17 protein-coding genes are annotated in these 21282 nt (G+C 70.9%); 9 read left to right on the plus strand and 8 right to left on the minus strand.

Going from position 1 to position 21282, the window contains the following annotated elements; all coding sequences use genetic code 11:
- Positions 1-27: 27 nt before the first annotated feature.
- The 3 genes from ACSQ2G_RS03935 to ACSQ2G_RS03945 all read left to right on the plus strand — a co-directional run bounded on the left by ACSQ2G_RS03935 (position 28) and on the right by ACSQ2G_RS03945 (position 4845).
- Complete coding sequence (locus ACSQ2G_RS03935) at positions 28-465, plus strand: hypothetical protein (protein WP_436028444.1); 438 nt, start codon at positions 28-30, stop codon at positions 463-465.
- Positions 466-606: 141 nt separating this feature from the next.
- Complete coding sequence (locus ACSQ2G_RS03940) at positions 607-1707, plus strand: efflux RND transporter periplasmic adaptor subunit (RefSeq protein ID WP_436028445.1); 1101 nt, start codon at positions 607-609, stop codon at positions 1705-1707.
- Positions 1708-1716: 9 nt separating this feature from the next.
- On the plus strand, positions 1717-4845 hold the full coding sequence (locus ACSQ2G_RS03945) for an efflux RND transporter permease subunit (RefSeq protein WP_436028446.1): 3129 nt from the start codon (positions 1717-1719) through the stop codon (positions 4843-4845).
- Positions 4846-4949: 104 nt separating this feature from the next.
- On the opposite strand, the gene ACSQ2G_RS03950 is transcribed toward ACSQ2G_RS03945, so the two are convergent.
- Complete coding sequence (locus ACSQ2G_RS03950) at positions 4950-5240, minus strand: hypothetical protein (protein ID WP_436028448.1); 291 nt, start codon at positions 5238-5240, stop codon at positions 4950-4952.
- Positions 5241-5467: 227 nt separating this feature from the next.
- Here ACSQ2G_RS03950 and ACSQ2G_RS03955 point away from each other — a divergent pair, with 227 nt between their 5' ends.
- Positions 5468-6577, plus strand: a complete 1110-nt coding sequence (locus ACSQ2G_RS03955; RefSeq protein ID WP_436028450.1) for a YeiH family protein — start codon at positions 5468-5470, stop codon at positions 6575-6577.
- On the opposite strand, the gene ACSQ2G_RS03960 is transcribed toward ACSQ2G_RS03955, so the two are convergent.
- The gene (locus ACSQ2G_RS03960) at positions 6570-7241 is read right to left on the minus strand and encodes an arylesterase (protein ID WP_436028452.1); all 672 of its coding nucleotides are present in this window, start codon (positions 7239-7241) and stop codon (positions 6570-6572) included. The genes ACSQ2G_RS03955 and ACSQ2G_RS03960 overlap by 8 nt on opposite strands.
- Positions 7242-7298: 57 nt before the next feature.
- Here ACSQ2G_RS03960 and ACSQ2G_RS03965 point away from each other — a divergent pair, with 57 nt between their 5' ends.
- Positions 7299-8015, plus strand: a complete 717-nt coding sequence (locus ACSQ2G_RS03965; RefSeq protein ID WP_436028454.1) for an ABC transporter ATP-binding protein — start codon at positions 7299-7301, stop codon at positions 8013-8015.
- A complete protein-coding gene (locus tag ACSQ2G_RS03970) occupies positions 8015-10528 on the plus strand; it encodes an ABC transporter permease (protein WP_436028455.1) in 2514 nt (837 codons plus the stop codon). The genes ACSQ2G_RS03965 and ACSQ2G_RS03970 overlap by 1 nt, the downstream gene beginning before the upstream one ends.
- Here the strand turns inward: ACSQ2G_RS03970 and ACSQ2G_RS03975 are convergent.
- A complete protein-coding gene (locus tag ACSQ2G_RS03975; protein WP_436028457.1) occupies positions 10422-11573 on the minus strand; it encodes a D-alanyl-D-alanine carboxypeptidase family protein in 1152 nt (383 codons plus the stop codon). The genes ACSQ2G_RS03970 and ACSQ2G_RS03975 overlap by 107 nt on opposite strands.
- Before the next feature lie 93 nt (positions 11574-11666).
- Between ACSQ2G_RS03975 and ACSQ2G_RS03980 the strand changes: the two genes are divergently transcribed.
- Complete coding sequence (locus ACSQ2G_RS03980) at positions 11667-12749, plus strand: L,D-transpeptidase family protein (RefSeq protein ID WP_436028459.1); 1083 nt, start codon at positions 11667-11669, stop codon at positions 12747-12749.
- A 555-nt stretch (positions 12750-13304) separates the two neighbouring features.
- On the opposite strand, the gene ACSQ2G_RS03985 is transcribed toward ACSQ2G_RS03980, so the two are convergent.
- The 4 genes from ACSQ2G_RS03985 to didA form a co-directional block, all read right to left on the minus strand.
- Positions 13305-15329: a TonB-dependent receptor gene (locus ACSQ2G_RS03985; RefSeq protein WP_436028461.1), complete on the minus strand. Its 2025-nt coding sequence runs from the start codon at positions 15327-15329 to the stop codon at positions 13305-13307.
- Between the two features lie 126 nt (positions 15330-15455).
- Positions 15456-16361, minus strand: coding sequence for a hypothetical protein (locus tag ACSQ2G_RS03990; RefSeq protein ID WP_436028463.1), 906 nt, complete (start codon positions 16359-16361; stop codon positions 15456-15458).
- Between the two features lie 114 nt (positions 16362-16475).
- A complete protein-coding gene (gene dgcA, locus ACSQ2G_RS03995) occupies positions 16476-17489 on the minus strand; it encodes an N-acetyl-D-Glu racemase DgcA (RefSeq protein WP_436028465.1) in 1014 nt (337 codons plus the stop codon).
- A gap of 32 nt (positions 17490-17521) precedes the next feature.
- On the minus strand, positions 17522-17731 hold the full coding sequence (gene didA, locus ACSQ2G_RS04000; protein WP_436028467.1) for a DNA damage-induced SOS-independent cell division inhibitor A: 210 nt from the start codon (positions 17729-17731) through the stop codon (positions 17522-17524).
- 135 nt (positions 17732-17866) lie between these two features.
- Between didA and ACSQ2G_RS04005 the strand changes: the two genes are divergently transcribed.
- Complete coding sequence (locus ACSQ2G_RS04005; protein WP_436028468.1) at positions 17867-18178, plus strand: polyhydroxyalkanoic acid system family protein; 312 nt, start codon at positions 17867-17869, stop codon at positions 18176-18178.
- A gap of 34 nt (positions 18179-18212) precedes the next feature.
- Here the strand turns inward: ACSQ2G_RS04005 and ACSQ2G_RS04010 are convergent, their stop codons facing one another.
- Complete coding sequence (locus ACSQ2G_RS04010) at positions 18213-18704, minus strand: low affinity iron permease family protein (protein WP_436028469.1); 492 nt, start codon at positions 18702-18704, stop codon at positions 18213-18215.
- 93 nt (positions 18705-18797) lie between these two features.
- Here ACSQ2G_RS04010 and ACSQ2G_RS04015 point away from each other — a divergent pair, with 93 nt between their 5' ends.
- A complete protein-coding gene (locus tag ACSQ2G_RS04015) occupies positions 18798-21140 on the plus strand; it encodes an MASE1 domain-containing protein (protein WP_436028470.1) in 2343 nt (780 codons plus the stop codon).
- Positions 21141-21282 lie beyond the last annotated feature (142 nt).

The following is a 21282-nucleotide window of genomic DNA, read 5'->3' on the forward strand; positions in this document are numbered from 1 at the left end:
CGCCGAAGCCGCTTCGGAACCCCGCCGATGTACGTCCAGACTCCCGACCAACTGTTCAGCCTGGCCATGCTGCTGGCGTGTTGCGGCCTTGCCGTCTGGCGCGGGCGCTGGGTTGAGCGGATCGCCGCCGCGGCCATGGCCATGGCCTGGTTCGTCAGCCCCCTGATGCAGGACGCTCAGCAGACCCTGGGCGTTCAGAGCGGCGTCTTCGTCGTCGACCTGTCGCTGCTGCTGGTCCTGCTGTACCTGGCCCTCACGGCCGATCGCTGGTGGACCATGGCGGCGACGGCGTTCCAGGGCGTCGCCGCCCTGATTCACCTGGCCGCCGCGATCGACCGGCAGATCTTCCCCCGCGCCTATTACGTGGCCGGCAGCCTGATCAGCTACCTGGTGATGGGCGCGCTTCTGGTCGGCGCCTGGAACGCGGGCCGGCGCGCCAAACCGGCCCCGGGCGAGTTCGCCTGACGCTGTTCGGCCTCCTTACGATCATTTAATCCGGTGAACGGCGTTTCTCGGTTAGAAGGCGTGGCTGTTCAAATTATCGGAGCTGAGGTGGTCGTGCATCATCGGAACAACAAACGCGGCCTGGGTTCGACTGCGTTACCCGTGGTGCTCTGCATCGGCGTCCTGGGCCTGACCGCTTGCGACCATGGCGACAAGGCCAAGGCCAAGACGCCCAAGCCCTCCCTGACCGCCAGCCAGACCGTCAGCGTGGCCGCCGTGACCATCCAGTCGCTGCCGCGGATCATCAACGCCTCAGGCACCGTGACGCCGTGGGAAGAGGTGCCGGTCGGCGCCGAGACCGGCGGCCTGACCGCCGTGTCGGTCAACGCCGAGGAAGGCCAGACCGTACGCCAGGGCCAGATCCTGGTCGCCCTGAACGACACCATGCTGCGCGCCCAGCTGCACCAGCAGGAAGCCGCCGTGGCCAGCGCCAAGGCCACCCTGGCCGAGGCCCAGGCCGCGCTGGGCCGCTCGCGCGAACTGCAGGCCAAGGGCTACCTGTCCCAGTCCTCGCTGGACACCGCGACCGCCCGCCAGCAGACCGCCGCCGCCCAGCTGGCTTCCGCCGACGCTTCGCGGAACGAGACGATCGCCCGCCTCGGCCAGGCCGCCATCCGGGCCCCGGTCTCGGGCCTGATCAGTCGCCGCAGCGTCACCAAGGGCCAGATCGTCACCGCCGGGACCGAGCTGTTCCGCATCGTCCGCGACGGGCGGCTGGAGCTGGACGCCGAGATTCCCGAAGCCGACCTGCTGTCCGTCAAGGCCGGCATGCCGGCCACGGTCTCCTCCGACCAGGTCGGGCAGACGACGGGCACGGTCCGCATCGTCACGTCCGAGGTCAACGTCCAGACCCGGGTCGGCCTGGCCCGCATCAGCCTGGCGCCGGGCGGCGGCTTCCGCTCGGGCATGTTCGCCCGCGCCCAGATCGCGGCGGGCAACCGCCCCGCCCCGACCATCCCGACCGCCGCCATCCTCTATCGCCAGAACCAGCCCGGCGTGTTCGTGGTCGACGCCGGCAACCATGCCCGCTTCCGCCGCATCGACATCCTGGCGCGCAACACCGACCAGACGTCCGCCGAAGGGCTGAACGCCGGCGAGCGGGTGGTGGTCGAGGGCGCCGGCTTCCTGGGCGACAACGACGCGGTGCGCATCGCCGGCGCCTCGGCCGCCCGGACGGCGCCCGCCGTCGCCGCCAACCGCTAGGGGATCGCGATGGACAACCCGAGCCCCAACCACAACAACATCTCGCGCTGGGCGATCAAGAACCCGATCCCCGTCCTCCTGCTGTTCGTGCTGCTGACCATCGCAGGGATCTCCGGCTTCAGCAGCATGCGGATCAATGACAACCCGGACGTCGACCTGCCGCTCGTGGTGGTCAACGCCTCGCGGCCCGGCGCCGCCCCGACCGAGCTGGAAACCCAGGTCACCCGGCTGATCGAGGACTCGATCGCGGGCCTGGGCCAGGTGCGCCACATCAGCTCGACCGTCGGCGACGGCTTCTCGTCGACCTTCATCGAATTCGAACTGGGCGTCGACCACGAGCGGGTCACCAACGACGTCCGCAACGCCATGTCCAACCTGCAGAGTTCGCTGCCGCAGGACATGCAGATCCCCAACGTCACCCGCATCGACATCTCGGGCAATCCGCTGATCACCTATGTGGTCCAGGCCCCGACCCTGACGCCCGAGCAACGCAGCTGGTTCGTCGACCACGACGTCAGCCGGGCCCTGCTGGCCATCAAGGGCATCGGCGAGGTCAACCGCCAGGGCGGCGTCAGCCGCGAGATCCAGGTGGCCCTCGACCCCGACCGCCTGGCCGCCCGCGGCGTGACGGCGGCCGAGGTCAGCCAGGCCCTGCAGTCGGCCAACGCCGACCTGCCCGGCGGCCGGGTGACCGTCTCCGGCTCCGAGCGCGCCATCCGCACCCTGGGCGCGGCCAACACCGTCGACCAGCTGCGCGAGACCCGCGTCCAGCTCAACAACGGCGAGACCGTGCGCCTGGGCGACCTGGGCGAGGTCACCGACCACTGGGCCGAACCGCGCAACCAGGCGCGGTTCAACAACCAGGAAGTCGTCACCTTCAACATGGTCCGCTCGCGCGGCGCTTCCGAGGTCAAGGTCGCCGAGAAGGTCCGCAAGGAGGTGGAAAAACTCGACAAGGCCCACCCCGAGCTGAAGATCGTCGAGCTGACCTCGAACGTGAAATATATCGAGGAGAGCTACTACGCCTCGCTGGAGGCCCTGGGCCTGGGCGCTCTGCTGGCCGTGCTGGTGGTGCTGCTGTTCCTGCGCGACTGGCGCGCCACCTTCCTGGCGGCCGTGGCCATTCCGCTGTCGCTGCTGCCGACCTTCGCGGTCATGGCGCCGCTGGGCCAGTCGCTGAACGGGGTCACCCTGCTGGCCCTGTCGCTGACCGTCGGCATTCTGGTCGACGACGCCATCGTCGAGATCGAGAACATCGTCCGCCACATGCGCGGGGGCAAGTCGCCCTACCACGCGGCCATGGAGGCGGCGGACGAGATCGGCCTTGCGGTCGTGGCCACCACCTTCACCATCGTGGCGGTGTTCGCGCCCGTCGGCTTCATGCCCGGGATCATCGGCCAGTTCTTCAAGGCCTTCGCCCTGGCGGCCTGCGTCTCGGTGCTGTTCTCGCTGGTGGTCGCCCGCATGCTGACGCCGCTGATGGGCGCCTACATGCTCAAGGCCCACCACAAGCCGGACAAGGACCCGGCGTGGATGGGTCCCTATCTGAAGAGCCTGAATTGGGCGCTGTCGCACAAGATCGTCGTGGCCCTGCTGGCCATTCCGATGCTGGTCGGCACCGGCTTCCTGGCCACTCGCCTGCCGTTCGAGTTCCAGCCGGCGGCCGACCGCGGCCGCGCGCCCTTCAGCGTCGAGTTGCCGCCCGGCGCGACGCTGAACGAGACCGACGCCATCGCCCAGCGCATGACCCGCGACCTGCTGGCCCGTCCCGAGGTGACCGGGGTCTACGCCTCGGTCGGCAACGACGGGGTGAACAAGGCCGAGCTGACCGCCGACCTGACGCCGAAGGGCGAGCGAATGAGCCAGCGCGACTTCAGCCGCCTGATGGTCGACCAGTTCAAGGCGATCCCCGGCGCGCGGATCGGGGCCGGCAGCAACAACGGCGGCGGTCCCAGCGACGGCTCCAGCTACACCCTGCGCCTGGTCGGCGACAACGGCCCGCAGCTGGAAGCCGCCGCCCGCGCGGTCGAGTCCCAGATGCGCACCGTCCCGGGCCTGGCCAACGTGGTCAACACCGCGGCCATCGCCCGGCCCGAGATCATCGTCTCGCCCAAGCCCGACCAGGCCGCACGGGCCGGGGTCTCGGCCGGGGCGATCTCCCAGGCCGTGCGGGTGGCCACGATCGGCGACATCGATCAGTCCTTGCCCAAGTACAACCTCGGTGACCGCCAGGTGCCGATCCGCCTGCGCCTGACCGACGACGCGCGCGAGAACATGTCGGTGCTGGAGACCCTCAAGGTCCCGTCCAGCCACGGCGGTTCGGTGCCGCTGAACGCGGTGGCGGACGTGCGCTACGGCGCCGGTCCGTCGCAGATCTCGCGCCAGGATCGCTCGCGGGTTGCGGAGATCACCGCCGAACTCGACGGCATCGTGGTCGGCGAGGCCAGCAAGCGGGTCCACGCCCTGTCGTCGGTCAAGACCCTGCCGACCGGCGTCAAGGAAGTGGCGGCGGGCGACGCCGAGTTCATCCAGGAGATGGTCACCGGCTTCGTCGCCGCTCTCGTGACCGGCATCCTCCTGATGTATGTCGTCCTAGTGCTGCTGTTCCGCAGCTTCGCCCACCCCGTGACCATCATGGCCGCCCTGCCCCTGGCGATCGGCGGGGCGTTCGGCCTGCTGGTTCTGGTCAAGAGCAGCTTCTCGATGTCGACCCTGATCGGCATCCTGATGCTGCTGGGCATCGCGGCCAAGAACTCGATCCTGCTGGTCGAATACGCGATCATGGCCATGAAGGGCGGCATGACCCGCCGCGAGGCGCTGCTCGACGCCGCCCACAAGCGGGCCCGGCCGATCATCATGACCACGGTCGCCATGGCCGCGGGCATGATGCCGGTGGCCCTGGGCTTCGGCGCCGACACCGAGTTCCGCGCTCCGATGGCCATCGCGGTCATCGGCGGGCTGATAACCTCGACCTTCCTGTCGCTGCTCTACATCCCGGTGGTGTTCGTGTTCATGGACAAGCTGAAGAACTGGTCCAGCAAGATCGTCGACCGGATGTTCCGCCACCAGCACGCGGCGCCCAGCCACGCGGCGCTTGGCCAGCCCGAGCCGGTCACCGGCGGCGGTCGGGAACTCTAGGCGCCATCGCGCCTTCCCGCCTTCCCGCCTTCCCGCCTTCCCGCCTTCCCGCCTTCCCGCCGCGCCGGACCACGAGTCCGGCGCGGCGGTGGAAGGGGGACGGCTCACAGCCGCGAAACGATGCCCTGGATGGTCATCGCCCGGGCGGCGCTGTCCTCGCCCAGGCGGCGGGCGATGTCGCGGACGCCGGCGGGATAGGCCTCGCCGCCGTTCGCGATTTCGTCGGCGATCCGCTGGGTCTCGAGCATGCTGGCCCGCAGGGCGTCGATATGGGCCGAGGCCAGGCGCTTGGCCTCGGCCTGAAGGTGCTGGATCCGCTCGCTCAGGCCGGCGGTCGACTCCACCGCCACCTTCGCCCGCTGACCGGCCGTAACCACGCGAAGAGATGCCGACATAACCATCATTCCGTTCCACGCCGCGAATCTCACGGCCACGGTCACCTTTTGCGGGGCGGCGGCTGAACGCGTTGTGAGGCTTTCGTTAGCCGCCGTTCAGAAACCAGCCCAAGGCTTGTCCTGCGGGACAGGCGGAGGCGTCTGGCGCCGATTTTCCTTGTCCGCTTCCCGCGCATCGGGTCTCGATCCCGGGTGACCGGCGCGACTCGCCGGTTCAGGGCCCGACCATGAACTCCGACCTCGACACCGACACCGCCGCCGCGCGGGCCCTCTTCCAGTCGCTGGAGGGCATGGAAGGTCTGTCGAGACCGGAACCCGCCGCTCCGACGAAGACCAAGGCCGCCTTCCCCGGCCAGGCGGCGCTGATCAAGCTCTATCCCGGCGTGCTGGTGGCGGTGACCATCGCCCTGGCCTCGCAATGGCTGGCCCAGCACTACGGCGCGCCGGTCATGCTGTTCGCCCTGCTGTTCGGCATGACCTTCCACTTCCTGCACCAGGAAGGCCGCTGCATCCCCGGCATCGAATTCTCGTCCAAGGCCGTCCTGCGCTTCGGCGTCGCCCTGCTGGGCGCGCGGATCACCGCCAGCCAGATCCTGGGCCTGGGCCTGACGCCGATCGTCACGGTCATCGTCGGCATCGGCTCGACCATCGCCCTGGGCGCGTTCCTGGCCAGGCGCATGGGCCTGAGGTCCAGCTTCGGCGTGCTGTCGGGCGGGGCGGTCGGCATCTGCGGGGCCTCGGCGGCCCTGGCCATCGCCTCGGTCCTGCCGCGCGGCAAGGACGCCGAGCGCGACACCATCCTGGCGGTCGTCACGGTCACCGCCCTGTCGACCATCGCCATGATCACCTATCCGCTGCTGACCGCGGCCCTGCACCTGGACCACACCCGGGCGGGGATCTTCCTGGGCGGCACGATCCACGACGTCGCCCAGGTGGTCGGGGCCGGCTACATGATCTCGCCCCACACCGGCGACGTGGCCACCTATGTGAAGCTGCTGCGGGTGACCATGCTGCTGCCGGTGGTCTTCACCATCGCCTTCGTCGTGGCGCGCATGGGGCCGGGCGCGGGCGGCGGCGCCAAGGCGACCGTGCCGCTGTTCCTGCTCGGCTTTGCGGCCCTGGTCATCGTCAACAGCCTGGGCTGGCTGGCCAAGCCGGTCACCGACGCCGCCAACGAGATCTCCCGCTGGTGCCTGGTCACCGCCATCGCGGGCCTGGGCATGAAGACCTCGTTCAAGGACCTGATGACCGCCGGCTGGCGGCCCGTGGCGCTGATGGTCTTCGAGACCGTGTGGATCGCCGGCGTGGTGCTGGTGGCGGTGGAGTTCTTTACCTAGTCGCGGTCTGGGTCGAGGTCGCCTTCAGCGCCTGGGCCACCAACGGCGCCAGCTTGCCGCCGATGATCCGCGCCCCGGCCGCATTGGGATGGATGCCGTCGCCCTGCATCAGCTGCCGCGAGCCGCCGACGCCGGCCAGGATGTTGGCGTAGAGCGGGACCGAGAACTCGCGGGCCAGGGCCGGATAGAGGGCGTTGAACTCGCGGGCGTAGGCCGCGCCGATCAGCGGCGGCGCGCCGACCCCGACCAGCACGACGGCGATCCGGCGCTGGCGCAGGTTCTGCAGGATGCCCCGCAGGTTGGCCTTGGTGACGCGGGGCTCGATCCCCTGCAGCAGGTCGTTGCCGCCCAGGGCCACGACGCATAGGGCGGTGTCCGGCGCGACGCTGAAATTGACCCGCGCCAGGCCGCCGCCGCTGGTGTCGCCCGACACCCCCGCCGCCCGCACCTTGGCGAAGACGTTCATGCGGATCAGCGCCGCCTGCAACTGGGCCGGCACGGCGTCCTTGGCGGGCAGGCCCAGGCCCGCCGTAATCGAATCCCCCAGCACGGTGACCACGGGCGAATGGGGCGGAACCGCCGGCGTGGCGGCGATCTGCGAGGCGGCGGCCAGGCCGACGAGGACCCGGCGACGATCGAGGAAACGCGGTGCGGCGAAGCTCATGGCTTCCTATGTAGGCTTGCTGTCGCCCAGACAATGTCCACCAATTCGGGAAGTTTCATGACCGAAGGTTCCGCCGCCCCTCATTCCGGCCCCGCTACCGTCCTGAGCCTGGAGGCCGTGACCCTCACCCTGCCCTCGGCGGCGGGACCGGTGAACATCCTGCGCGGCGTCGACCTGGCTGTATCGCCCGGCGAACGGCTGGCGGTGATCGGGCCCTCGGGCTCGGGCAAGTCGTCGCTGATCGCCGTCGGAGCCGGGCTGGAGCAGCCGACGTCGGGGGTCGTGCGCCTGTTCGGCCAGGACCTGGCCAGGCTGGACGAGGACGGCCGGGCCCGCCTGCGCCGGGGTCGAGCGGCGCTGGTCTTCCAGGCCTTCCACCTGCTGCCCAACATGACCGCCGAGGAGAACGTCGCCACCCCGCTGGAGATCGCCGGCGGCCGGGACGCCCTGGCGCTCGCCCGCCAGTGGCTGGACCGGGTGGGCCTGCCCCACCGCCTGACCCACTATCCGCACCAACTGTCGGGCGGCGAGCAGCAGCGGGTGGCCCTGGCCCGCGCCCTGGCCGCCCGCCCCGCCCTTCTGTTCGCCGACGAGCCGACCGGCAATCTCGACGCCAAGACCGCCGCCAGCGTCGCCGACCTGATGTTCGCCCTGGTGGCCGAGGTGGGCGCGGCCCTGGTCATGGTCACCCACGACCCGGTCCTGGCCGAGCGCGCCGACCGCATCGTGCGGATGGCCGACGGCCAGATCGATACTGGAAAGATCCTCGCCTGATGGCCGCCCTGTCGTTTCGCCTAGCGGCCCGCGAGCTGCGCTCCGGCGTGCGGGGCTTCCGCATTTTCCTGGCCTGCCTGGCCCTGGGCGTGGCCGCCATCGCCGCCGCGGGCTCCACGGCCGAGGCCTTCCGCCACGGCCTGGCCAGCCAGGCCCGCGAGATCCTCGGCGGGGACCTCTATTTCTCGGTCGAGAACCGCGACTTCACCCCCGCCGAGCGCGCGACCTTCGAGCGGCTGGGAACCACCACCTACACCGCCGCCGCCCGGGCCATGGCCGAGGCTCCCAGCGGCGAGCGGCGGCTGGTCAGCCTGCGCGGCGTCGATGGCCGCTTCCCGCTGGCTGGGACGGTGAAGGTGGACGGCGCGCCGGACCTGAAGATCGCCCTGGCCGACCGCGACAGCGTCCCCGGCGCGGCCGTCGAGCCGGCGCTGCTGGACCGCCTGCACCTGAAGCTGGGCGACCGCTTCACGGCCGGGCCGGTGACGCTGAGGGCCAGCGCCGTGCTGGTCAGCGAACCCGACGGCCTTTCCCGGGGCTTCGCCCTTGGGCCGCGCGTGCTCGTGCGCCGCGAGGTGCTGGAGCGCTCGGGGCTGCTGGCGCCCGGCGGCCTGTCCGGTCGCGCTGTCCGCGTCGCCCTGCCCGCCGGCCAGGACCCGCGCGCCGTCGGCAAGGCGATCCAGGCCCGGTTTCCCGATGCGGGCTTCGAGGTTCGCGACCGCCTGGACGCCGCCCCCGGCGCGCGCCGCCTGATCGACCAGCTAGAGTATTTCCTCGGCTTCATCGGCCTGGCTTCGCTGGTGGCCGGCGGCCTGGGCGTGGCCGGCGCGGTCAGCGCCTATCTGGCCACCCGCGAGCCATCGATCGCCGTGCTCAAGGCGCTGGGCGCCGACGGCGCGCTGATCCGCAACCTCTACCTGATCCAGATCGGCCTGCTGGCCGCCCTGGGCGTGGCCATCGGCCTGGCGATCGGCGCCGTCGCGCCGCTGGTCCTGGGACAACTGGCCGGCTCTTCGCTACCGATCCCCGCCCTGTTCGCTGTCTATCCCCTGCCCCTGGCCAAGGCCGGGCTGTTCGGTCTGCTGGCGGCCGCGGCCTTCTCGCTGATCCCGCTGGCCCGGGCGCGGCGCACGCCGCCGTCGGCCCTGTTCCGCCGCAGCCTGGGCGGCCGCCTTCCGCTGAGTCTGGAAACCCTGGGCGCGGTGCTGGCCGGCGCTGGTCTGGCCGCCCTGGCCGTGGCCACCGCCCCGACGCCGATCGCCGCGGCGATCATGATCGCCGGGGTCGCCGCCTCGTTCGCGGTCCTCTGGGCCCTGGGGCGCGCCGCCGCCTGGGGCGCGGGCAAGGTCCGGCGCCTGGTCAGCGGTCCGGCCAAGCTGGGCCTGGCCAACCTGGCCGGACCGCGCTCGGCCGCTCGCACCGCCAGCCCGGCCATCGGTCTGGGCGTGGCCCTGCTGGCCTGCGTGGTGCTGATCCAGTCGGCCCTGCTGGCCCAGATCACCACCACCGCCCCGCGCACCGCCCCGGCCATGGTGTTCACCGAGATCCCCGGGACGCAGGCCGCCGCCTTCGACGCCGAGGTCGCCCGGGTCATGCCGCTGACCCCGGACACCTATCTACGCCTGCCGTTCGTCACGGGGCGGATCAGCGGCCTGAAGGGCCAATCGGTCGACAAGGACAGGATCAAGCCAGGCCAGCGCTGGGCCTTCGACAACGACATCGGCATGACCCTGCTGCCCGGCGCGCCAAAAGACGGCGAGACCACCGCCGGCCAGTGGTGGACGCCCGGCTACGCCGGTCCGCCGCTGCTGGCCCTGAACGCCGAGCTGGCCGAGGGCGCGGGGCTGAAGGTCGGCGACAGCGTCACCCTGACCATCCTGGGCCGCGACATCGAGGCCCGCATCGCGGTGCTGCGCAGGATCGAGTTCGGCGGCTTCGGCCCCAACTTCAACGTCGTGCTGAACGCCAGGGCCCTGGAGGGGGCCGACCTGCGCAACGTCGCCATCGCCCGGCTGGACAAGGCGCGGGAAGCCGCCCTGACCCGCCGCCTCGGCGACAGCTTTCCGGGGGTCAATGTGATCAGCGTCCGCGAGCAGCTGGACGCCGCCGCCGCCCTGTTCGACCGCCTGGCCCTGGCCGTGCGCGGCGCGGCGGCGGTGGCGGGCCTGGCCGGCCTGCTGGTGCTGACCGGGGCCATCGCCGCCGGGGCGCGGGCCCGGGCGCGCGAGGCCGCGACCCTGAAGGTGCTGGGCGCCACGCGGGGCCAGATCCTGGCCGCCTACGCCATCGAATATGGCGCGGTCGGGCTGATCGCCGGGGCGGCGGGCGTGGCTCTGGGCTTCGCCGCCGCCTGGCCCGTGGTGGTCAAGGTGTTTGAGGCCAGTTGGAGCGTCGACTGGGGCGGGGTCATGATCCTGCTGGTCGGCGCGGCGGGGCTTTCGACGGCGGGGGGCCTTTTGGCGGCGGCCTTGGCGCTGTCGCAGCGGCCGGCGCCGGTGCTGCGGGCGGAGTGAGCAGCGGGTCGCCCGGACGGCCGGACCCGGCCAGCGGCAGGCTGGCGATCGGCGCGCCCGGCAGCATCGGCTCGCCCGTCCACTCCCAGTGCCAGGGTTCGAACACGTAGTTGACGAAGCCGAACCGCCCGGCGTTGGCGACCAGCCAGCGATAGAGGTCCGACCGGCTCATCGCCAGCCGGTTGGGATCGGCGCTGGAATCGGGGCCGAAGCCCGGCGCGGCGGCGATGAACAGGTCCATGGCCAGGCCGGTGCGATGGGCCGAGCAGATGGTCCGCGACACGCCCTGGCAGTTGTTGTCGCGGGCGCAGCGGACGGCGTCGGCGACCGGATCGCGGAAACCGGAGAACAGGGTCAGGGCGCGCGGGTCGCGCACCACGCCGGCCGCCTTGGCCTCGGCGGCCATCCGGCGGTAGGCGTCCAAGGCGCCGGGCCGCAACTGGATGCCCTTGCCGCCGTAGCTCTCCTCGGGCCTGGCGGTGGACAGCAGGGCGGCGGAGGGCGCGCCGGGGCAGATCCCCTCGCCATTGACCTTCACGAACGGCCGCGCCCGATGCCAGCGCACCAGCATGATCTTGAAGGTCTCCGGATCGAAGGTCCCTGTCGGCCTCAGGCCATGGCCGCCTTGCCAGCGCGCCAGGGCGGCGGCGAAGCGCGGCGTGCCCGGGGCGCAGGCGGTCTGGATCTCGTGAGCGACGCGGGGGGCGTAGATCTCCCAGCCGGTCTCGGCCCGCCCGAACGGGGCCCAGGTCAGGGTGGTCAGCGAGGCGGCGTTGACCGGGGCGGCGCTGTCCGAGGCGCCGCCGGCGTTGCAGTCCTCGGGCGATCCGTCGGGCGCCGCCCCGAAGGTCGGGCTGGCCGGCGGATCGTTCGACGGCAGATAGGTCGGCGGCGCGTACTGGGCGGGCTCGCGCGGCGCCGAGGCCGAGGGCGGCGGCAAGGCCGGCGCGGGGCGCTTGCCCGGCCACATCACCCACGCGACAAACACGGCGACCAGCGCCGCCAGCCCGCCCAGAACCCAGATCAGCCGACGCAGGATCTTCAAACAGGGCTCCTTGGCCGCGGGAGGCCGGTGGCGGAACTTCGCCATGGCTCAAGGCTTGAGAGGGGCAAGGCGTTCCCCCCCGGAGTCGTTTGCATGCCCTCGTCCCAGCGTCCCGTCGTCCTGTTGCTCGGCTGCCTGGCGGCCATTACCGCCTGTTCCGATCCCGCCCAGAAGCCGGACAAGCCGGCCGCGTCGAAACCCGCCGCCCCGCCCGCCAAGCCCCAGACGCCCGTGGTCGCGGCCCCGGCCGCGCCCTCGCCCCTGGCCCAGGCCGTGAACACCGCCGCCTTCGATCCGGCCGCCACGACGCCGCAGGCCAAGCAGGCCTATCTGACCCGCGCCCAGGTACTGCTGGACCGCGCCCATTTCTCGCCCGGCGTGATCGACGGCCGGGAGGGTTCGAACCTGACCCTGGCGATCAGCGCCTTCCAGGAGGCCCGACGGCTGACCGTCGACGGCAAGCTGAGCCCCGCCGCCTGGGAGGCCCTGGTCGCCGACGCCGGCCCGGCCCTGACCGGCTATGTGATCACGCCGGAAGACGTCGCCGGGCCCTTCACGCCCGATATCCCCAAGGACGACTACGAGGCGATGGCCAGGCTGCCGGCCCTCGGCTACGGCTCGCCGCTGGAGGCCCTGGCCGAGAAGTTCCACATGGACGAACCGCTGCTGCAGGCGCTCAACCCTGGTGTCGACTTCTCGAGGGCCGGGACCACGATCATCGTCGCGGCCCTGGGCCCCGACGGCTTGGACGGCAAGGTGACCCGCATCGAGATCGACAACGCCAGGGGCACGCTCAAGGCCTATGCCGACGGCGACAAGCTGCTGGCGGTCTATCCGGCCACTGTGGGCAGCACCGAGCGCCCGGCCCCGGTCGGCGAGTGGGCCGTCAACACCGTGGCCCCGCGCCCGACCTACACCTACGACCCTTCGCGCCTGACGTTCGGCAAGCCGACCGGCAAGCTGACCATCAAGGCCGGGCCGAACAATCCGGTGGGCTCCACCTGGATCGACCTGACCAAGGACACCTACGGCATCCACGGCACGCCCGACCCGAAGCTGGTCAACAAGCGCGCCTCGCACGGCTGCGTGCGGCTGACCAACTGGGACGCGGCCGAGCTGGGCGCGGCGGTTCAGAAGGGGGCGAAGGTGGTGTTCGGAGGCAAGCCGGTGCGGTAAAGATCCTAAATTCTTTTTGTTTTCAAAATGTTGAATGTATATGGAAGAACTGAATTGTGCAATTTTCTACCTAGCTGCACAGAGCGTCCGCCGCGCTAGCTAGCGCTGCAACTTTGGCGCTGAACGCATCGAATCCTCATCTATGAATGAAGCTGTGCGATCAGTGATATAGAACTGGTGGCGTGAAGCTGGTTGGCGATAACCAGTTGGTCAAATTAGGTTGACCGTACTTAATCCAAACCGTAGTGATTAACTTGCGTAAAGGGGGTTACCCCCCAGAAGCAAAATAGGGCAGACCGAACCTGAGTCCGACCTGCCCTACTCGTGTGCCGCTACCTTTGACGGCTGCGGGCTGCATCGACTGTGCGGGTCAGTGCAGCCCTCCTGCGACAGGCCTAGGCCTGTCGCTCGTACTAGGTTGAATACGGTCCTTCAGGTACCGCGTCCAGCCCTGTTAAATCAAAATTAATCAAGCCGGGCCGAAAGCCCGGCTTTTTTATTGCTGGACTATCGGAGGATTGGCTTTGACGCCCCTCAAGCTCATTAAGAACTGATCTAGATCGCCAGCCGCAGCCCCACCCTGATAACCCGCGGCGCCGCATAGCCCGCCACGCCGTCGGCCGTCCGCGAGGTCTGGATATTGGCGTCCAGCAGGTTGTCGCCGGCCAGGTACAGGGTCACCAGCGGCCGCACCCGCCAGTCCAGCCGGGCATCCAGCCGCCAAGCCGGATCGAGGACGCGGCTGTTGAGGTCGTCCTCGAACCGCTTGCCCTCCCAGGTCAGGTCGCCGGCCAGGGTCAGGCGCTCGGTCAGCTCGGCCGACAGGCCCGCCACGGCGCTCCAGACCGGGGCTTGGGCCGGGCGCTTGCCGGTCAGCTGCGGAGCCGTCGAACCGCCGTCGACCCGGGCGTCGGTGACCGACAGGGCCGAGCTCAGGATCACGACGCCGACCGTGCGCTCGGCGCGGCCTTCCAGGCCTACCGCGTCGATAGTCCCGGCGTTCTGGCGCTGGCGCAGCACGCCGCCGGCCGGGATGAAGCCGCCGATCGGGAAGGTTCCCGGCCCCGCGCCCAGGGTGACGTTGACGATCGGGTCGTCGATCCGGTTCCAGAACCCCGTGACCTCGACCAGCCCCTTGTCGCCCTTGTGCGAGACGCCGGCCTCCAGCCCCTGCAGCCGCTCGGGCTCAAGGGCGGCGTTGGCCTCGGTGACGTCGTTGCCCACCCGGAACGGGCGGTAGAGCTCGTTGAGGCTGGCGGGCCGGAAGCCGGTATAGCCGGCCAGCCGGGCGGTCGTCCCGCCGCCCAGGTCGCGGGTCAGGCCCAGGCGGCCGCTGACCACCTCGCCGTCGCGGTCGGCCGGACGCTGGTCCAGCAGCACGGCCCCGGTCAGGATGTTGCGCTCGATCCTGAAGCCGTCGGTGGTCGCCCAGCGGTCCAGCCGCAGGCCGCCGGCTAACAGCCACGGACCGCTTGTCCACGAACCGTCGGCATAGGCCCCCACCACCGAGGTCTTGCCGCCGGCCACGCGGCCCCGCGTATAGGTCCCCCCGGAATAGCTGTAGCGCTCGCGCTCCTCGCCGTCGTTCGGCCGGGCGTCGGCGCCCAGCTCCCATTCCAGCCCGCCGACCTTGCGACGCAGCGCGCCGTTCAGGCCCCAGCCGGTGGCCGGGGTCTTGTCCTGGCTGTTGGCCGGCGTCGCAGCCGAGCGGCTGGCGGCCACAGCGACCGAGCTGTTGAACAGGTCGCTGGTCCGCCGCCAGGCCTGCAGCCTCCAGCCCAGGGCCGCGCCGCGCGGGGCCTTGACCAGAGTAGCGCTGAACACGTTGCCCGAGGCGTTGGCCCGCGCCCCGGCCAGTCCCGCGCCGCGGTCTTCCTCGAAGAACCCGCCGCGCAGCGACAGCAGGCCCAGGCCCGTGGCCATGTCGACCCGGCCGGAGATGCTCTTGGCCTCCAGGTCGGTCCGGGTGTCGGCCGCCCCCCGGGCGTCGCCGCGCACCGGCACGTAGCCGTCGGACTTGTCGTAGGACGCCGCGCCGAAGAGCTCGAACCGGCCCAGGGTCGAGACCGCCGCCGCCGAAGCCCGCTGGCCACCCAGCTCGCCCAGCGAGACGTCGGCGGCGATGCCGCTGTCGCGCTCCTTCAGGCCGATGACGCCGGTCAGGGCGCCAGCCCCGTAGGGACCCGCCCCCGCCCCGCGCACGATGTCCACGCCGGTCAGGGATTCCGGGGCCAGTTGCGACCAGATCACCCAGCCGCCGAACGGGTCGTTCAGCGGCACCCCGTCCAGTGTGACCAGGGTGCGCCCCGCGCCCGACGGGGCGATGGCCCGCAGGCTGATCCCCTGGGTGGTCGGATTGGCCGACAGGCTGGAGGTGCGGCGAAACAGCGACACGCCGGGCGTCTGGCCCACAGCTTCGTCCACCCGCTGGGCCTTGGCCAGGTCGCGCTCGCTCAGGTGGACGGCGGAGAAGGCCGCCTCGGCCGCGGCCGGCGGCAGGCGGGCGGCGGTGACGATCACCTGTTCGACATAGGGCGCTTCGGGAGCGGGCGCGGAAACGGGCGGCGTGTCGAAGGGCATGAAGATCCTCGCGGGGGAGCGCTCGCCAACGACCTAGACCGCTTCGCGCGGCGGAAGAACGGCGCAGGTCGCGGCGGGTTCATTTTTCGCCCCCGCGCAGCCGGGCTCACGGCGCAAAAGGAAAACCTAGCAGCTTCCCGGATTGTCCCGCTTCAGCACGCAGATCATCTTATTGCCGCGCGCCGGGCCGTAGACGGCGACCAGGCGGCTCTCGAAATAGGCCCACTTGGCCCGGGTGTCCTGGGCGGCGACGTCCATGGCGCGGTGGTAGGCCGGCAGGCCGCGCGCCGTGCCCGTGGTGTCCTTGTTGAGCACCGCGTGCCTGATCCGCCCGTCGCAATGGCCCGACTCCGGGAAGCCCTCGTAGCAGCCGCTGATCAGGCCGGCCGGGAACACCGCGCCGGCCGGCGACAGCCACGGGGCGGGCGCGGCGTGGTTCAGGCCCTGGGGATCGTCGACCGAGGGCGTGGCGCGCGGCGTGTCGATCCAGTTGCTGTGCGAGTAGAAGTCCTGGGCGGCGTGGAAGGCCATGCCCATGTCCTCGAACACGTTGCACTTGGCCCGGCCCTTGACGCCGTTGAACGTGCAACCGCCGAAGATGCTGGTGCTGTCCAGCTGCAGGTTTGGCTTCACCAGGCGCGCCGCGTCGGTCACGGCGGCGTCGATGTTGCTGTAGATATAGGTCCGGCACGAGGTCAGGATGGCCTGGGCCTTGGCGGCGCTCTGCGGATAGGCGCCGGGCGTGAAGACGTCGCCGCCGTCGCAATGGGCGGCCTTGCTGCTCATCAGGCCGCGCGCCGGATCGTCGGGCGCGCCCACCGCGCCCCAGGTCCCGTTCTTGCCGGCCAGCTGCGCCAGCGAGTCCGATCCGAAGCCGAACGAGGCCAGGCCGCCGCGCGTGATGCGCTCGTGCTCGGCGTTCTGTCCGAAGCCGCGGATGGTGCCGAAGGCCTGGGCCCTGGGGGTAAGCGCCTGAGGCATCAGCAGGATCGATGCGGCCACGGCCGCCACGACCATCGAACGCTTGCGCATGACGCGATCCCTTTAACTATTCAATCAAAGGTTACATGCGGCCGTGCAAAAGTACAGCCCAGGTCCAGCGCTTGAACAGCGATGCGGCGGCCGAGCTTGGAGGACGCGACCCGTCTAGAGCCACAGCCCCGTCGCGCTCACGCCGTCGCCCCAGAACCCCGGCTTCGGCGCGGTCAGCCGTCCGTTCGCCACCCGGCAGCCGCCGGGATGGTCCTGGGCCAGCCACCACGGCCCGTCGAGATCGGCGAAGGCGCAGGAGCTGGCCAGGTGCAGGGCGGGGGCGATGGCCAGGGACGAGGCGACCATGCAACCGACCATCAGCGTGAAGCCGTGGTTGCGGGCCTCCTCCAGCATCAGCAGGGCCTCGGTGAGGCCGCCAGCCTTGTCGAGCTTGAGGTTCACGGCGCGGTAGCGGCCGCGCAGCGCGGCCAGGTCCTGCGCCGTATGCACCGACTCGTCGGCGCAGATCGGGTACGGCGGGTCGTAGCCCTCCAGCGCCTGGTCCTGGCCGGCCGGCAGGGGCTGCTCGACCAGGGCGATGTTGAGGTCCGACAGCACCGGCTTGAGGCCGTCGAGCGTGGCGAAGTCCCAGCCCTCGTTAGGATCGACGATCAGCCGGGCGTCCGGCGCGGCCCTGGCCACGGCTAGCAGGCGGGCGGCGGGATCCTCGGCCGACAGCTTGACCTTGATCAGTGGGGCGGAAGCCACCGCCTGGGCCGCCACGCCCATGGCTTCCGGGCTGTCCAGGCTGACGGTGACGGCGGTGACCAGGCTGTCCGGCACGCGCAGGGCGGTCAGGGCCTCGACGCTGAGCCCCTCGCGCTTGGCCCGCAGGTCCCAGAGGGCGCAGTCCAGGGCGTTGCGGGCCGCGCCGGGGGTCAGCAGGGCCAGGGCGTCATGCGGCCGCGCGCCCTCGCGCAGGGCCTGGGCGGCGGGCTGGAGCTGGGCGATCACGCTGTCGACCGTCTCGTCGTAGCGGGCGTAGGGCACGCTCTCGCCGCGCCCGATCAGCTCGCCCTCGACGATCTCGACCACCACCACCTCGGCGGCGGTCTTGACCCCGCGCGAAATGCGAAACGGGGCCTTGAGGCGGTGGCTGACATGGGCGATCGAGACGGTGCGCTGCATCCGCCTGGAATCCCATCCTCCGGCCGGTTTGGCTAGTGCCGACGGCGGATCGGCGAGTCGGCCCGGCGCTCGCGAAACACCTGCATCGCCAGGGCCGGCCGCACCACGAACAGCGCGACCCAGACCAGCAGCACGCCGGCGTAGTTCAGCGCGCCGACCACGCCGCCGGGACGGCCGGGACGCGTGAAGCGGACCGAGCGGGGCTGGGGTTGGAACAGGCTGGGCATGGCGATGTCGGTCATGGCGTCCTCCGTGGATGACCGGACCTTCGCCCCTCGATACGTCAGGTCCGGACGTATGAACCACGGCCATTCGCCCCCATATGTCGTCCACGGGCGTTAGATCCCCGGAGCAAGAAGACAGGGAGCGCCTGGCGCATGAGCAGGCCGGTCACCATCACCATTCCCCACCAACTGGGGGCCGCCGAGGCGCGTCGCCGCATCGAGGAAGGGTTCGGCCAGCTGCTCAGCCAGACGGGCGGCATGGTCAAGGACGTCCAGAAGGCGTGGGCCGGCGACGCCCTGACCTTCTCGGCCCAGGCCATGGGCCAGCCGATCTCCGGCGTTCTGACGGTGTTCGACCAATCGGTCCGGATGGACATCGTCCTGCCCGGCCTGCTGGGCGTGATCGCCGGCAAGATCACCGGCCAGGTCAAGAAGCAGGGACAGTTGCTGCTGGAGAAGAAGTAGCGACTACGCCGCGCCCTCCGGAGCGCTCCGAAACCTAGGAACTCGTCTTCACCCGCCGCGCCGGCGCGTTCTTGGCTGGCGGCGGGCGGTTGGGCCGGGCGCGCTTGGCCTTGGGCGCGGCCTGGGCGTTCCTGCGGGATTCGCGCACGGCGGACACCTTGTCGAGCCGCTCCTGGGCGACCTTGGCGTGCTCGACGCAGCGCGCGTGCATGACCGCCAGCTCCTTCTCGGTCAGCGTCTCGATGCCCATGAAGTCGTTCTCGGCCGCGGAGGTCAGGATCAGCTCGTCCAGCTTGGTCTGGACCGCCGCACCGTCGCGGTTCTGGGTGTTCTGGATCAGGAACACCATCAGGAAGGTGACGATCGTGGTGCCGGTGTTGATCACCAGCTGCCAGGTTTCGGAGAACTTGAAGACCGGTCCGCTGACCGCCCAGGCGAGGACCACCAGAATGCAGGCAAGGAAAGCCTGCGGACTGCCCGTGACACGCGCCGTGGCGTTGGCGAACTTGGCGAACAGCTTGTCCATGACACTCCTGCCTTGACGTGACGGCCTAGCGCCATAACGCCCAGCGGCGCCGCTCGGTTCGGTCGGCGCAGGTCCAGTCCGGGGCGCCGGGCGTTGCTCAGGATCCTGGCGGTGACGCTGATGGGCGTGCGCGGCCTGGACCTATCCCTGGCCTCGGCCCTGCTGCTGGGCGGCGCCCTGGCGCCCACCGATCCGGTGCTGGCCTCCGACGTCCAGGTCGGCCCGCCGCGGTCTGGGGAGCGCAACCGTGACGAGATTGCGCTGCACCCCAGGATGCGGCAAAGCGTCACAGCGCCGCGTATCGGAGAACCGCAGAGGCCCGCTTCGCGTATTCCTCCCGTCCGGGGAACGGGAACACCCATGCAGGCTAACGTCGCCTATCAGGAACAGCGGCGGCAGGATCGTATTCTGTTCGTCCTGGCCATGGCGTTGCTGGCCAGCCAGGCGTTCAGCGACTTCCTGACCCGCAACGCGCTCGACATAGCCACCCTGTGGCCGACGAACGCCCTGCTGGCGGGCGGGCTGCTGCTGCTGAACCCTCGCCGCGGCGTGATGCTCACGGCCGTCGCCGTGATCAGCCACCTGGCCATCGACCTGATGGTCGGCGACGGCCTGGGCCGCGCGGTCCTCTACACCCTGGTCGATGTCGGCGAGGCCGTGCTGGTCTGGTGGGTGACCAAGCGCTTCTTCGGCGGTCCGCCGCGGGTGCGGACCATGCGGCAGCTCGCCCTGCTGACCACCCTGACCGCGCCGGTCACCCTGACCATGGCGCTCATCGCCGCCGCCGTTCTGGCCCTGGTCCAGGGCCTGCCCTTCGTGATCGTGCTGACCGAGTGGTTCGTGCGCGGGGTGCTGGGCATGGCGATCGTGCTGCCCGCCGTGCTGGTCCTGCTGGACGGCGAGCATCGCCGCGCCTTCCAGCGCCCCGTGCTGGAAAAGCTGGGCCTGGCCCTGCTGGTGGCCGCCCTGTCGGCGCTGGTGTTCCACGCCAAGGGCCTGCCGGCGCCGTTCATCCTGTTTCCCGTCGCCCTGCTGGTCGCCTTTCGCCTGGGTCCGCGCGGCGCGGCGCAGGCCTCGCTGATCGTCGCCTGCGTGGCCATCCCGCTGACCGTCAACGGCCTGTGGAACTCGCAGATCCAGACCGGCTGGTCCCAGGCCCACCAGAACCGGCTGGTCCAGATGTTCGTCGGCGTGCTGTTCGTCACCAGCCTGGCCACCGGCCTGGCCCTGGCCCAGCAGGAGCGCCTGCGCCGCCTGCTGGTGCGCCGCGAGCAGCTGACCCGCGCCGCCCGCGCCCGCGCCCTGGCCGCCAACGAGGCCAAGACCGAGTTCCTGGCCACCATGAGCCACGAGATCCGCACGCCGTTGAACAGCATGCTGGGCTTCTCGCAGTTGCTGGTCGAACGCCGGGACCTGCCGGCCGACGTCCGCCGCCAGCTGGGCCTGATCGACAGCGCCGGCACGGCCCTGCTGACCGTGGTCAACGACATTCTCGATTTCTCGCGGGTCGAGGCGGGCCAGGTCGAGCTGCTGTTCCAGCCGGCCTCGGCCGCCGCGGTGCTGCACGACGCGGTCGGCATCGTCCGGCCCGAGGCCGAGAACAAGGGACTGACCGTCGAGGTCGACATCGTCGATTCGATCGCCAATGGGGCTGGGGGGCTGCACGACCTGGACGGCCTGCGCCTGCGCCAGGTGCTGCTAAACCTGCTGAACAACGCGGTGAAGTTCACCGAGACCGGCCGGATCCGCGCCGGCCTGACCATCGAGCCCGGCGAGCTCGAGGACAGGCTGAAGTTCGAAATCGTCGACACCGGTGTCGGCATCCCCGTCGAGCGCCAGGGCCGGCTGTTCCAGCGCTTCAGCCAGGTCGACAGCTCGGTCAGCCGGCCCTATGGCGGCGCCGGCCTGGGCCTGGCGATCAGCAAGGCGCTGGTCGAGCTGATGGGCGGCAGGATCGGTTTCGACAGCGCCCCAGGCCACGGCTCGGCCTTCTGGCTGGAGCTGCAGGCGCCCCAGGTCGAGGCCTACGACGCCGGCGAGCCGCGGCCGGCGGCCGCGCCGGGCGCGGCCCGCATCCTGCTGGTCGACGACCACCCGATGAACCGCGAGATCGGCGCGGCCCTGCTGGCCCTGGTCGGCTGCCAGGTCGAGACGGCCGACAACGGCGAGCAGGCGGTGGCCAAGGCGGCGCGCGGCGGCTTCGACATCATCCTGATGGACATCCACATGCCGCAGATGGACGGCCTGGCCGCCACCCGGGCCATCAAGGCGCTCAACGGCGGGGTCGGCGACGTGCCGATCATCGCCATGAGCGCCGACGCCCTGCCCCAGCAGGTCGAGCGCTGCTACGCCGCCGGCATGGTCGACCACCTGGCCAAGCCGGTGCAGCGCGAGGTGCTGTACGCCAAGGTCAGCCGGTGGCTGGCGCGGCGGTAGGACCTTCCTGCGGCTAACACTTGCCCCCTACGGATCGCTCTAGGCTCCGCCCCCTATGGGGGCGGACAGACGGCGAAGCCGTCAGGTGGGGGCAAGTGGGTGAGCCGCTGCCCAACTGGGCTTCCCTCCCCAGCCCTCCCCC

This window comes from Caulobacter sp. LjRoot300 (assembly GCF_964253875.1).
Classification (GTDB): Bacteria; Pseudomonadota; Alphaproteobacteria; order Caulobacterales; family Caulobacteraceae; genus Caulobacter.